At 32.0% G+C, this 14281-nt stretch carries 10 protein-coding genes; all 10 read right to left on the bottom strand.

Annotated features, from left to right (window positions below):
* Positions 1-9: 9 nt before the first annotated feature.
* Complete coding sequence (locus FYJ33_RS05130; RefSeq protein WP_154530693.1) at positions 10-1545, bottom strand: putative polysaccharide biosynthesis protein; 1536 nt, start codon at positions 1543-1545, stop codon at positions 10-12.
* A gap of 82 nt (positions 1546-1627) precedes the next feature.
* Positions 1628-2182, bottom strand: coding sequence for a stage V sporulation protein T (gene spoVT / locus FYJ33_RS05125; protein ID WP_154530692.1), 555 nt, complete (start codon positions 2180-2182; stop codon positions 1628-1630).
* A 415-nt stretch (positions 2183-2597) separates the two neighbouring features.
* On the bottom strand, positions 2598-3611 hold the full coding sequence (locus tag FYJ33_RS05120; RefSeq protein ID WP_154530691.1) for a peptidylprolyl isomerase: 1014 nt from the start codon (positions 3609-3611) through the stop codon (positions 2598-2600).
* 372 nt (positions 3612-3983) lie between these two features.
* Positions 3984-4997, bottom strand: coding sequence for a peptidylprolyl isomerase (locus FYJ33_RS05115; protein WP_154530690.1), 1014 nt, complete (start codon positions 4995-4997; stop codon positions 3984-3986).
* A gap of 234 nt (positions 4998-5231) precedes the next feature.
* Positions 5232-8753 (bottom strand): transcription-repair coupling factor, encoded by a 3522-nt coding sequence (gene mfd, locus FYJ33_RS05110; RefSeq protein ID WP_277643199.1) that lies wholly within the window; start codon positions 8751-8753, stop codon positions 5232-5234.
* 18 nt (positions 8754-8771) lie between these two features.
* On the bottom strand, positions 8772-9341 hold the full coding sequence (gene pth, locus FYJ33_RS05105) for an aminoacyl-tRNA hydrolase (protein WP_154530689.1): 570 nt from the start codon (positions 9339-9341) through the stop codon (positions 8772-8774).
* Between the two features lie 266 nt (positions 9342-9607).
* A complete protein-coding gene (locus tag FYJ33_RS05100) occupies positions 9608-10750 on the bottom strand; it encodes a S1C family serine protease (protein ID WP_154530688.1) in 1143 nt (380 codons plus the stop codon).
* A 27-nt stretch (positions 10751-10777) separates the two neighbouring features.
* Positions 10778-12202: a HAMP domain-containing sensor histidine kinase gene (locus tag FYJ33_RS05095; protein ID WP_154530687.1), complete on the bottom strand. Its 1425-nt coding sequence runs from the start codon at positions 12200-12202 to the stop codon at positions 10778-10780.
* Positions 12203-12889: a response regulator transcription factor gene (locus tag FYJ33_RS05090; RefSeq protein WP_154530686.1), complete on the bottom strand. Its 687-nt coding sequence runs from the start codon at positions 12887-12889 to the stop codon at positions 12203-12205.
* 410 nt (positions 12890-13299) lie between these two features.
* On the bottom strand, positions 13300-14262 hold the full coding sequence (locus tag FYJ33_RS05085; RefSeq protein ID WP_154530685.1) for a ribose-phosphate diphosphokinase: 963 nt from the start codon (positions 14260-14262) through the stop codon (positions 13300-13302).
* Positions 14263-14281 lie beyond the last annotated feature (19 nt).

Here is a 14281-nt window from a genome sequence, read left to right as displayed (position 1 = left end):
TCTTATTTTTTATTTCTTTACTAACTTTTCTTTAATGAAATCTACGCTGACAACTCCTAAAGCCAGTAATAGTAATACATATATAATAATACCTGCAAATATAGAAATCAAGCAACTTAATGAGTTTATTCTAATACACACCATCATTCTAAAATACACAAATAACACCACTATAATCATTACCACAGAAGATAAACATGGTTTGATTATATTATCAAATACAGATGGCCTGTAGCTTGTTTTTATCAGCAGATAAATATAATTAAGTAAAGCTGATATAACATAAGCAGATATTGAAGCAATAACAGCTCCATATATATTAAACTGCTTTAACGGAACAAGTGTGCTTGTAAGAAAGATTTTAACCAGGCAGCCTATAAGCATATTAACTACAGGTATCTTATAGTGATCTAATGCCTGCAGAATTGAAGTTGTAGTCTGTGTAAAGATTATAAATGGTATAGCTATGGAAAGATATTTTAAAATAACAAATCCATCATACTTGCCTGGAAAAATAAGTTTCATAATAGGTTCAGACATAAAATAAAATCCTAAAAAGCATGGCAAGGCTATCATAGCAGACAGTTTCATTGAAAGAGATATCTTACTGTTAACCTCATCCATATTCTTAATTGCATAATTACTTGAAATTATAGGAATTAAAGACATGCCCAGTGCCATTGATAATGTCATTGGTATATTTATAAGTACGCTAGCCTTGCCTGTAAGCTGTGCATATAGAATAGTTGACGTCTTATAATCAAACCCACATAAAAGCAGTTTCTGAGGCACCAGTATGGAATCTATAAGGTTCATTACAGACCCTACAGATGTTCCTATGGCTATCGGGAATGCTATATCAAGGAATCTTGACATAACCTGCAGATTTTTTTTAATTTTTTTTATGTGGTATTCTCTTTTTATACCATCATACTTTATTAATAAATATATGCTACCTGCAATTCCTCCAGCCGCTGCTCCAAATGCAGCTCCACCTGCTGAGAATTCAATCCCTCTTCTAAAGAAAAGAAATGCTAGTCCAACTCCAACTACTACTCGTCCTAACTGTTCAATTATCTGAGAAACAGCAGTTGAATTCATATTCTGAAATCCTTGAAAGAATCCTCTTAGAGCAAACATTACACATACTGATATTGGTGCAAATGATATACCAAGAACAGAATAATATGACTTAGGGTCCCATTTTAAAAGTCTTACTATGAATGGAGCTCCTATGAAAAGAAATGCTGACATACATGCGCCAAAAATAATCATAAATCTCATTGATGTTCTGCTTGTCTCAAAAGCCCCATCAATATCATCTACGGCAATTCTTTCTGAGACTATTTTAGATATTGCTATAGGCATTCCTGATGCAAATGCAACAAAAAACATATATAAAGGGTATGACATTTGATAATATCCTACACCTTCATCACCAATCAACATTATGAGTGGCCATCTGAAAAACAATCCCAAAAACTTGGCAAATATCCCAGCCACTCCTAATACTATACTACCTTTAATTAAAGACTGCTTTTTCATAAATACCTCCAAATTACAATACTTACTAATCTTTATTTCTAATTTAGAGGTATTATTACAATAATTTTTCAATAATCTTAAATTACTGTTCCATCTGCTTTCCAAGAAATGCAGCTGCAGTCTCAATAACCTTCATTTCAAGTTCTCCAAAGCTTTGACCACTTTCTGTTGATAATATTATTACAGCGCCGATAGCATCACCTTCTGCAATTATTGGAGCAATAACCTGACATGAATATTTTCCTTCTTCCATATCTTCTACATATAAAGGTATAACTTTTTCTGTGCCTTCACCTAGAATTACTGTCTTTCTATCATCCATGATTTTTTCAAGTTCATTGCTTACCTTTTTATCTATGAAATCTTTCTTAGGTGAACCACTTACTGAAACAAATGTATCTTTATCTGCAATTAATATTGTATGACCTATTGACTGCTGAAGACTTTCTGCATATTCCTTTGAAAAATCTGTAAGTTCTCCTATTGGTGAATACTTCTTTAATATTACGCCACCTTCTCTATCAGTAAAAATTTCTAACGGATCTCCTTCTCTTATTCTCAAAGTTCTTCTTATCTCTTTTGGTATTACCACTCTTCCTAAGTCATCAATTCTTCTAACAATTCCTGTTGCTTTCATTCTATTAAGTCCTCCTTAAAATTATCATTAGTTAACTTCACGCTAATAGTATTTATCAAAATATATATTTTATTCACTTCATGGTTATAATTTGAAGACATAATTTAGTACTGCCATTCTTGGGTTATATATGACTAACTATTTATATATTTATTTATATTATTTCCCTTGATTTTAACTTTTTATTTACTCAAACTTGTATTACAAAACTGTTTACTATGGGACTTATTGAGGTAAGAGGAAATTAAGCGTATAACTGCCAGAGCAAAAGTGTTCACTATGATTAAAAAGAAAAACTGCACCATTTTTTGTATCACCTGTGTATCCTTTGTTTTCTAAGACTTACAGTATTTAAAATTTACCTTTTTCAATGCAATTTCCTAAACATTAAAAAAAAGACCATATGGTCCTTTTTTTAATATGTTAACTCTAACGCTTTTTTATTTTCTTTCACTTTATATTCTTTTTCCCATTCTTCTGTCTTTTTCTGGATAGCTTCCTGCTGCTTAGTTTGAGCAAGTGTGCTTTCTATTTCGCTCTTAACATCATCAAACGGTTGAACATATTTGTCATTATGTACGTTTTTAACCATTATTATGTGATATCCAAACTGTGTCTTTACAGGTCCTGAAATTTCACCATCTTTAAGCTTCTTAGCAGCTGCCATGAAATCAGAATCCATATTTTGTGTATCATATTCGACGTAACCTAATGAGCCACCTGTTGTTTTAGTTCCATCAGTTCCATATTCCTTAGCTAAATCGCCGAAATTAGAACCATTATCAAGTTTAGTCTTTATTTCCTTTGCCTTAGCTTCATCTGCCACAAGTATATGATACATATCTGCTCCAGCATTCTTTGTATAGCTGGTTGCCTTATTTTCATCATAATACTTCTTAGCATCAGCTTCTGTAATTTTTACATCTTTAGTTATATAATCTTTAACCTTTTCTGTGATTATGCTCTTTTTTATTTCGTTCTTTAACTGATCTTCTGTGATATTTTCGTTCTTTAATGCTAACTGATAATCGCTGTCGCTACTGTACATACCTTTAATAGTCTTCATTCTACTTTCAAGTTCTTTGTTAAGTTCTGCATCTGATGGCTTAAGCTTTAACTGATCTGCCTTCTTTATAAATACAGCCTGTTGTACTAAAGCATCTAGTAAGCTCTCCCTATATTGCTTAAGAGCTGAAAGAGCTTCTTCATTATCAGCAATATTTTTTACACCATACTGCTCTTTTATTTGAGTAATATAGCTTCCAAGCTGATCATCAACATCTTTTAGAGTTATCTTGTCATCTCCCACTTTAGCAACAACTGTTTTCTTTTTTGCTTCTGGTGTTTTTTGAATCATACTACATCCTGATAAGCTGAAGATAATGCTTCCGCATATCAAGACTTGAAGTAATTTTTTTGATTTTTTCATTGTGATTACCTCTCTTATAAAATGATATAATTTTTATCTTTTGAATGCACTGCAATAAGTATATCAACTAAATATACCATTTTCAATTTATATTTTTTTATATTATTTTTTCTTTATTATTTTGTTTCACTATCCTATTTTTACCTTAAGCAACCATTTTAATTCGTTTTATAAGGTTTATTTATAAAATCCAGATATACTTTTAGATAAATTAAAAATATATACGTAGAATGTCATAAGTCAAAAGCACAAAACATCCATTTTGAAACTAATAATTAGTTTCAAAATGGATGTTTCGTCAGTAAAGGTCTAAGATTTCTGTTTAATCAAAAATTCCGTATAAAACAAAAAGGGCCATTAGCCCTTTGCAAATTAATAAGTTAATGTTAACTTATCTTTATTTTCTTTTACGTTATATTCTTTCTTCCATTCTTCTATCTTCTTATTAACAGTATCCTGTTGTTTTGTCTTAAGAAGATTAGATTCTATGTCCTTTTTAACCTCATCAAACGGCTGTACATAATTGTCCTTCTGAACGTTCTTAACCATAATAATATGATATCCAAACTGAGTCTTAACAGGATCTGAGATCTGTCCATCTTTTAAAGCCTTAGCAGCCTTTAAAAAGTCCTGATCCATACTTGTAGTAGTATATTCTACATATCCTAATGAACCACCTGTTGTCTTAGTTCCATCAGTTCCATATTCCTTAGCTAAATCTTCAAACTTAGCTCCACCATTAAGCTTAGTCTTTATTTCTTTTGCCTTGTCTTCAGTTGGAACTAGAATGTGATACATATTTGCTCCAGCAGCCTTTGTATAATTTGACTTTTTATGACTGTTATAGTAATCTTTTTGTTCTTTTTCAGTTACTTTAACATCCTTGATTATATAATCGCTTACCTTCCTAGATATAACCATCTTTTTAATTTCTTCATTAAGCTTGCTTTCAGTCATATTTTCCTTCTTTAATGCAGCTTTAAAATCATCTTCTTTACTATATGCAGATTTAATAGTTTTTAACTGCTCATCAATCTCTTTCTTAAGATCTGCTTCTGAGGGAATAACCTTTAATTCTTTTGCTTTCTTAATAAACATCTCCTGGTGAACAAGAGAATCAAGCACATTTTCTCTATATTGCTGAAGTGCCTTAAGACCTTCTGCACTCTTTGATATATCATCTACCTTATATTGTTGCTTAATCTGTGAAATATAGCTTCCAAGCTGAGCATCAACATCTTTTAATGTTATTTCATCATTCTGAACTTTTGCTACAACAGTCTTCTTTTTTGCTTCTGGTGTTTTTTGTATCATATCACAACCTGATAAACTAAAAATCAAGCTTCCACAAATTAAGATTTGTAATAATCGTTTAACCTTTCCCATTGTTGTTACCTCTCTTTATAAAATCTAATTATTATTTTTTCCTTGAATGCACTATTTTAAGTATATCAACTAAAAATGTAATTTTCAACAATTATACATCCTGTTAAGAATATATTATTAAATAATATATTTTCTAACAATTTATCCGTATTACTAAATAGTTTTATTCTACAAATGCAAAAAAGGGCTTATGCCCTTTTTTACTATCTTAATTTCAATTATTTATAGAAAATATCACCTTTTACTTTCAACTGCAAATTTCAGCATTTCTTTTAAGGATGGTAATAACTCTTCTCTTTTTACATCTCTTATCCTATAAATAAGAGATGACTTAGAATTAAATGAAACGTATAGTTTTCTCTTATATTTTTCTATCAACTTAAGAATTACATACTTTCTACTATCGTCATCCTTTGCAAACCTGAATGTTATCTCTTCATTCTTTTCTTTAATTTCTTCAATACCGACAGAGTTAGCCATACTCTTTATATAAGCTATATCCATAAGATTGTATACAGGCTGTGGAATCTCAGCGAACCTGTCTTCAAGCTCTTCCTTAATATCCATATATTCATCAAGATTTTCAATACTTGCAATCTTCTTATATATTGCAATCTTCTGAATCTCATCTTCAATGTATTCTGCAGGAATATAAGCATCCACTCTTACTTCTATAGATGTTTCTATTGGTTCTTCGTCAATATCTCCCTTGATAAGCTTTATAGTGTCTTCAAGCATTCTGCAGTATAAATCATATCCTACAGATGACATATGTCCATGCTGTGCAGAACCCATCATATTACCTGCACCTCTTATTTCAAGGTCTCTCATGGCAATCTTGAATCCTGATCCAAGTTCAGTAAAGTCCTTAAGAGCCTTAAGTCTCTTTTCAGCAACTTCTGTAAGAATCTTATCCTTCTTATAAACAAAATAAGCGTAAGCTATCTTATTAGACCTTCCAACTCTTCCTCTAAGCTGATAAAGCTGTGATAATCCCATCTTATCTGCATTATATACAATCATAGTATTTACATTAGGAAGATCTATACCTGTTTCAATTATTGTTGTACATAATAGTACATCATATTCCTTGTTCATAAAGGCAACCATTTCATCTTCAAGCTGTCTTTCAGTCATCTGTCCATGAATAATAGTAACTCTGCATTCAGGCACAAGATTCTTTATATAATCACCGATGCTCTGAATATCCTCTACCCTGTTATAGACAAAAAATACCTGTCCGTCTCTGTTCATCTCTCTTAGTATTGCATCCCTGATTAGCTGATCGTTCTGTTCAATAACATATGTTTGAATAGGATATCTATCTTCAGGAGGAGTTTCAATTACTGATATATCTCTTACACCTGTAAGCGACATATGAAGTGTTCTTGGAATAGGAGTTGCACTTAAAGTAAGTACATCAACATTCTTTTTTAAGTTTTTAATCTTTTCTTTCTGAGTTACGCCGAAACGCTGTTCCTCATCTATTATAAGAAGCCCCAAGTCCTTAAAGTTTATATCTTTAGACACAAGTCTGTGTGTTCCTATAAGAATATCTACATTGCCTTCCTTAACAGCCTGAATTGTTGCTTTCTGTTCCTTTGAAGTCTTAAATCTGCTTATCATATCAATAGTAACAGGGAAATCAGAAAATCTTGATTTCATTGTTTTGTAATGCTGATCGGCTAAGATTGTTGTCGGTACAAGGAATGCAACCTGCTTGCCGTCCATGACAGCTTTAAATGCAGCTCTTAATGCAACTTCTGTTTTACCATAGCCAACATCACCACATAATAGTCTGTCCATAGGCTTATCAGATTCCATGTCTGACTTTATTTCTTCAAGCGAAGTAATCTGGTCTGGAGTTTCCTCATAAGGGAATTCATCTTCAAACTGTCTCTGCCACTCAGTATCCTTACTGTATTTATGTCCTTTGACTGTTGTTCTTATTGCATAAAGCTTAACAAGTTCCTTTGCAATTTCATTAATTGACTTTCTAACTTTTGCTTTTGCTTTCTGCCACTCTGCACTGCCCAGCTTGTTGACTTTAGGTGACTTTCCTTCTCCACCAATATATTTCTGCACAAGATCAAGCTGTTCTACTGGCACATAAAGCTTATCAGATTTTGCATATTCTATGTCAAGATAATCCTTCTTAGCACCATTGATTTCAATTTGCTTTATACCTTTATATACACCAATACCATTACTTGCATGAACTACATAATCACCTGGTTTAAGTTCACTAAAGCTTGTTATCTTTGCTACGCCTTTTCTATTAGATGCCTTTCCTCTTGAAAGCTTTCTCTTTGCTTCTCCAAAAACTTCTTTATCTGAAATAACACATACTTTTAAATCAGGATACTCAAATCCTTTAAGTTGATTACCAAAAGTTATTACTACCTCACCACATTGAATTTCAGTAATCACGTCTTTATATGAGCTTTCAATGCCTCTGTCTCTTAAAGTAGCAACAAGTCTTTCTCCTCTAGGTCTTGTACCTGATAAAATAACTGTCCTATATCCTTTTTCTTTCTTTTCCTTAATATCTTGAATAAGAATATCAAGTTGTCCATGATAATCACTAAGGATGCTCTGATTAAATGCAACGTCATAATCAGCCTCTATAAAGTTTCCTGCTTTATTAAATACGCTTAATGCTATGCAGTCCTTCGATGCTAAATTATCTTTAACTTCTTCAGCACTCATAATAAGTCTTCCCTGCTCAGGAAGAATATTTCCTCTCTCAAGGAATGCAGTAAAGTTTTCTTTAAATTCAAGCTCAACACTTTCAACTTTCCCTCTGCATCTTTCTGCATCATCGATTATAAACAGATAATCACTGCAGTATTCAAAGAAGTTAGAAAGTTTTTTATAGAAAAATGGCAGATAGCTGTCAATAGTTTCAAAAGTCCATGTTTCTCTCAATGATTCTATATTTTCTTTAATTGTAGATGTAATTCTATTTATAGCTTCTGTTTCAGATTTACCCTTAGAAGCTATATACTCTTCCATCTGATCATTCATTTTTCTTACAGCTTCTTTAATACTTTCCTCATCAAGAATCATTTCTTTAGCTGGGAATATATTGCACTCTTTTACTTTTTCAATACTTCTCTGTGATTCAACATTAAATGTTCTTATTGAATCTACTTCATCACCAAAAAGCTCTATTCTATATGGAAGCGCACTTGTAGGAGGATATATATCAAGTATACCTCCCCTTAATGAAAACTGACCTTTACCATCTACTATTTCCATTCTTTCATATCCACACTCCATAAGTGTCTGCGTGATATTATTAAAATCAACACTCTGTCCAACGGAAACAGTAAATATATGAGATTTTATCATTTCTACAGGTATGTAATTGTTAACAAAACTTTCTATTGATGTTACAACTACCTTCTTTGCACTGTTGGTAAACATGTCATTTAAGACTTTAAGTCTTGCCCATCTTAAATCTCCAGAAATAGCATCAATATTATAAAATACAACCTCTTTTGCCGGAAAATAATATACATCATTTATATAAAGAGATAAATCTTCATATATATTTCTCGCTTCAATATCACTATGAGTTATAACAACTATAGACCTGCTGTTTTCATTATAAACTGCATTAATAAAATATGACTTTCCTGATTCTGATAAACCTGTAACTCCTATTGGAAATCTACCATCTTTTATTTTAGACTGGGTCTTTTTAAATTCATCAGACTCTTGTAATGGAGTCATTAATCCATCTAGTCTCACAAAATTCTCCTCCTATTACTACTGAATAGCATTAAAACCATTATATCTATTCATAGCTTCTTTTGAATCTACTTTTATTATTGTCTCAACGGCTTCTTCTACAGCAGGCATTACCTTCTGTAAAACATCGCTGTCTTCCTTCGAAAACTTGCCAAGCACATGAGATACAAGGTCATGTGCAGGCTGTCCAACTCCAATTTTAACTCTCGGAAAAACTTCGGTACCTATATTTTGAATTATACTTTTTATACCATTATGTCCACCAGCACTTCCTTTATCTCTGATTCTTATTCTACCAACTGGAAGACTTATATCATCGTAAACAACAATCACATCTTCTTCAGTAAGCTTATAGAATGCCATTGCTTCTCGTATACTTTCACCGCTTAAGTTCATATATGTAGACGGCTTCAATAAAATAACCTTTTCATTTTTAATAAATATTTCGCCATATACACCTTTAAATTTTACCCTGTTTACCTCTGTGTTATACTTTTTTGAGATATAATCAATAAAGGCAAAACCTATATTATGCCTTGTATTATCATATTCCTTTCCTATATTTCCAAGCCCAACTACTAATCTCATTACTGCCTCCAAAATATATTTTATTTCTATTGTTCCATTTTTTCACAAACTTATTTTAATTATAATATTTTAAGCTTAAATCATCAATGCAAGAGCCATTACATTGATATAATTTTAGCAACAATCAAATAATGCATAAAGCATAGATAATATTTATATATACTAGCTTGTATGCATTAAGAATACTTATACTCTCTGTAACTTTAAAAAATTCGAAACTCCCCTGCAGGAGTTTCGAATATTTATTATTTATATAATACTCACTTTTATTCCTGAAGAACAAGTTCTACATCTTTCTTTCTGCCATCTCTCAAGATCTTGCACTTTATTTTATCACCTGTCTTATGCTCCTTCATAAGCTTCATTATATCTTCAAGACATGTTACCTTTGAATTATCGAACTCAATTATTATATCTGTAGGTCTTATTCCTGCTTTAGCTGCAGTAGCATTTGCTGTTATGTTCTGAACATAAACACCAGCTGTTGAACTATCACCTGCTGATACAAGGTCAACACCATCAAAACCAAGTATAGTCCTTTTAACCCTACCATAATTAATTATCGAATCCACAATGTTCTTAATTTCATTTACTGCTATAACATAGTTAAGAGGAGCTTTTGAATATTTCTTCCCAATATAGGCACTATTAAAGCCCACCACTTCTCCATTAACATTAATCAAAACCCCACCTGAATTTTCATTATTGATAAGAGCACTTGTCTCGATAACTCTATACTTCATCTTATCAGCATCTTTTTCTGCCGGAAGTTCAATATAATTATTTAACGAATTTACAATACCTGTAGTAACAAATCCAACATAATCGTCACCTATACAGTTTCCGATGCTAATGACTTTATCGCCCTCCTTCAAGGAATTAGAGTTACCGAATTCAATTACAGGCAAATTTTTCTTATCTATTTTAAGCACTGCTATATCAGTAAGTATATCATATCCTATAAGCTTGGCATCAAATGTGCTCTTTATGCCAAGTGATGGAATCTTAACAACATACTTATTCATTTTCACTATATCATTATAGCTTGTAACTATATATCCATTTTCGCGTAATATTACACCTGTAGTATTACATGATTTTCTTGTTTTAAATCCATCTTTATCGTCACTTATACTTACAATAGAACCTGAAACTTTAGATATACTAGTCTGCCTTATAGTATCGTTATTATCATCAATAACTTTTAATATAGTCTGACCTGTTCCCTTACTGTCATATGCATTGCGTATATAATAAGCTGCTGACATAGTACCAAAAAAAGCAGAAACTGCCGCAACAACAACAAGCTTACAACAGAATATGGCCTTACTTCTTTTTGTGGACTGCTTTATTTTTATTCCTCCCTTTGCAGCTTCTGATTTTTTATCAGCTATACTTTTTTTGTCCATTGTTAACCTCCAAAGATTTGTCTAACATTATGCCTTCTTTAAAGTAAATGTGAACATAACTCCCCTCTGTGGCGTCTTATTCTCAACCCATATATCTTCGCCATGCTGAACAAGTATATTTCTTACTATTGGCAGTCCCAGTCCAGTACTTACTTTATTAGTTCTTGATTTATCTGACTTATAGAATCTATCCCAGATGTACGGAATCTCATTTTCTGCTATTGCCGGTCCATCATTATAAATACTTACATATACCTTGTTAACTCTCCATCTTGTATTTATCTTAATATTGCCGCCCTCGCCGCAATACTTCACTGCATTATCAAGAAGGTTTGTAACTACCTGCAGCATTCTGTCTCTATCTGCAAGTACATCTAAGTGCTGACCTGATAAAGTAACCTCTACATTAAGATTTTTATCCTTAATTTTCTGTTCGCAGTTCATTACACACACTTTGATTATTTCATTTATATTTACCTCAGTAATTTTCAGCTTAAATTTTCCTGCCTGAATTACAGAAAGATCAAGAAGATCATTTATAAGTCGTGTAAGTCTTTGTATTTCATCATTAACTATATTTAAATAATAATTTTCCTTATCTTTAGGAATTACACCATCAAGTATTCCTGAAATAAATCCTCTTATTGATGTTATCGGTGATCTTAATTCATGTGATACATTTGATATAAATTCTCTTCTATTTTTTTCAACCTCCTCAAGGGAATCAGCCATAATATTAAAAGACTGCGCAAGTTCTCCTATCTCATCATTAGATTGAATCTCTACTCTGTTTTCTATATCACCTTTTGTAAGCTTCTTTGCTCCGTTATTAATCTTATCAAGAGGTTTTATCAGAATTTTTTCAGAGAAATAATATATTACTATATTAGAAAAGATAAGTGCAAGTATGGCTGTAAGCCATATAATCAGATATATCTTATCAAGAGGCTTTTTTATGTTCGCAAGTGGTGTCTCCATAATTATTACGCCTTTAAATATATCATTTGATACAATCGGCTTATAATATACATACTTTGATTCTCCACTCACTCTGCTTTTAGCATTTTTGTCTTCTACTGCATAGCCCTGACGTAAAGTATCTGCATTCTTAATATTTAACTGAGTATACAAAAGCTTAGAATATTCATCATTTGCAGAATTACTTATATTATAAACATACCCCACAGAATCTGTAAGAATTATCTGTGTATCTGTGGAGTTGCTAGCCATATCAATAACACCATTTAAATCTCTGGAATTATCCTCTACATTTTGATGGGATATAGCTGCTTCTGAAATAAGTTCTGCCTGTTTATCAAATAAATTTCTCTTCTCCTGAAATACATATCTGTTAAGCCACACTGATACTATTGCTGCTATTATTATAAAACTTACTCCAATTATAGCACTGAATGTTAATAATAATTTTGAAACCAGGCTGCTTTTTTTCATCTATTTCACCTCAAACTTATATCCTACACCCCAGACTGTCTGTAAATCCCAGCCTTCTCCATTTTGAAGTTTTTCTCTAAGTCTCTTAACATGAACATCAACTGTTCTTGAATCTCCTGGATAATCATAGCCCCACACTTCACATAAAAGCTGTTCTCTTGTAAAGACTCTGTTTTTGTTTGAAGCAAGATAATAAAGAAGTTCAAATTCCTTAGGTGGCATTTTTATCTCTTCATCTTTATATATTACTTTATATGAATTTACATCTATTGATAAATCCGAAAATACCAAAGTCTCCTTAACAGCAGTATCAGCATTATATCTTCTCATTACTGCTTTTACTCTTGCTACTAGTTCTTTGGGCTCAAAAGGTTTTACCACATAATCATCCGCTCCAAGTTCAAGTGCAAGAACCTTATCAAAGGTTTCACCTCTTGCTGTTAGCATAATAACTGGTGTTTCCTTCTCTTTTCTAATCCACTTTAATACATCTATTCCGTCAACTCCAGGAAGCATAACATCAAGAAGCACTAAATCAGGTTTATAATCAAGGAATACTTCCTCTGCAATTTTTCCGTTATTTACGACTTTCGTATCATAATTTGAACTCTGCAGATACATCTTTATAACTTCACATATATTTTCATCATCATCAACGATGAGTATCTTTCCTAACTGACCATCCATACATATCACTCCCAACTTACTATCTAATTTATAATTTACCATACCTTAAGTCACTATTACATATTTTTTTCAAAATGTTACAATTAGTTCACTTTTCGTTTAATTCATAATACCAAATTGAGAATTTGTTAAGATAATTTAGAATTTAAACTTTAGAATTTAGAATTGATGATGAAATCAGCAAGCTGATTTCTACATCATTAATGGAGGCTATGCCTCCAAACCTCTTTAATTATTCAATATAGAAAGTTTTAAAGAGAAATATGCTCTCTTTTGGGAACTCCCTCCGGGTAGTTCAATCCATAATTTTAAATTTTAAAATCTAAATTTTGAATTATTTTTGATATCCTGCTCAATAAAAAAAGGCTCCTGCATCTCTGCAGAAACCTTTTTTAAAAAATTATTTAAGATTAAACTTCGAATAATTTGCTTAGTGGTTCTTCTTCGTGGATTCTCTTTATAGCGTCTGATATTAATTGTGCTACTGATAGAGACTTAAATTTAGAAGTATCTTCTTTACCTTCTGGAAGAGCAATTGTATTAAGCATTACTAATTCTTCAATAGCTGAATTATGGATTCTCTCGAACGCAGGACCTGATAACACTCCGTGAGTACAGCATGCATAAACATTCTTAGCTCCTAAATCTCTTAATGCATTAGCTGCATTAGATATAGTACCTGCTGTATCAATCATATCATCTATAAGGATACATCTCTTATCTTTTATATCGCCTATTATGTTCATTATTTCAGAAACATTAGCCTTTGGTCTTCTCTTATCGATAATTGCAATTGGTGCATTTAATTTATCTGCAAATTTTCTAGCTCTAGTTACGCTTCCAAGGTCTGGTGAAACTACAACTACATCTTCCTGATCAGCTAATCCTTTGTCTACAAAGTATTTTGCAAGTATTGGTGATCCTAAAAGATGATCAACAGGTATGTTGAAGTATCCTTGAATCTGAGCAGCATGTAAATCCATTGTAAGAACTCTGTCAGCACCTGCTGCAGTAATAAGATCTGCTACAAGTTTTGCAGTTATTGGATCTCTTGATTTAACTTTTCTGTCCTGTCTAGCATATCCATAGTAAGGTATTACAGCTGTAATGCTTCCTGCTGATGCTCTCTTAAATGCATCTATCATTATTAATAGTTCCATTAAGTTATTGTTAACAGGGCTACATGTAGATTGTACTATAAATACATCTTCACCTCTTACTGTTTCATTAATATCTATAGAAATTTCTCCATCACTAAAAGTTGAAACCTTAGCACTTCCCATTTTAACTCCTAAGATATCAGCTATCTCCTGAGCTAATTTAGGATTTGAATTTCCAGCAAATACCTTGATGTTGTTCCCATTAGTTATCATGTCGTCGAAGACCTCCTTA

Source organism: Inconstantimicrobium porci, assembly GCF_009696465.1.
Classification (GTDB): Bacteria; Bacillota; Clostridia; order Clostridiales; family Clostridiaceae; genus Inconstantimicrobium; species Inconstantimicrobium porci.
The sequence above is the reverse complement of the archived record's forward strand: the minus strand, read 5'-3'. Positions and strand labels throughout refer to the sequence as shown.

Coding starts and splice junctions, on each gene's coding strand:
- FYJ33_RS05095 (WP_154530687.1), bottom strand. CDS start 12,202: ATGAAAAAAAGCAGCCTGGTTTCAAAATTATTATTAACATTCAGTGCT.
- FYJ33_RS05100 (WP_154530688.1), bottom strand. CDS start 10,750: ATGGACAAAAAAAGTATAGCTGATAAAAAATCAGAAGCTGCAAAGGGA.
- pth (WP_154530689.1), bottom strand. CDS start 9,341: ATGAGATTAGTAGTTGGGCTTGGAAATATAGGAAAGGAATATGATAAT.
- FYJ33_RS05090 (WP_154530686.1), bottom strand. CDS start 12,889: ATGGATGGTCAGTTAGGAAAGATACTCATCGTTGATGATGATGAAAAT.
- spoVT (WP_154530692.1), bottom strand. CDS start 2,182: ATGAAAGCAACAGGAATTGTTAGAAGAATTGATGACTTAGGAAGAGTG.
- FYJ33_RS05085 (WP_154530685.1), bottom strand. CDS start 14,262: ATGATAACTAATGGGAACAACATCAAGGTATTTGCTGGAAATTCAAAT.
- FYJ33_RS05130 (WP_154530693.1), bottom strand. CDS start 1,545: ATGAAAAAGCAGTCTTTAATTAAAGGTAGTATAGTATTAGGAGTGGCT.
- FYJ33_RS05115 (WP_154530690.1), bottom strand. CDS start 4,997: ATGGGAAAGGTTAAACGATTATTACAAATCTTAATTTGTGGAAGCTTG.
- FYJ33_RS05120 (WP_154530691.1), bottom strand. CDS start 3,611: ATGAAAAAATCAAAAAAATTACTTCAAGTCTTGATATGCGGAAGCATT.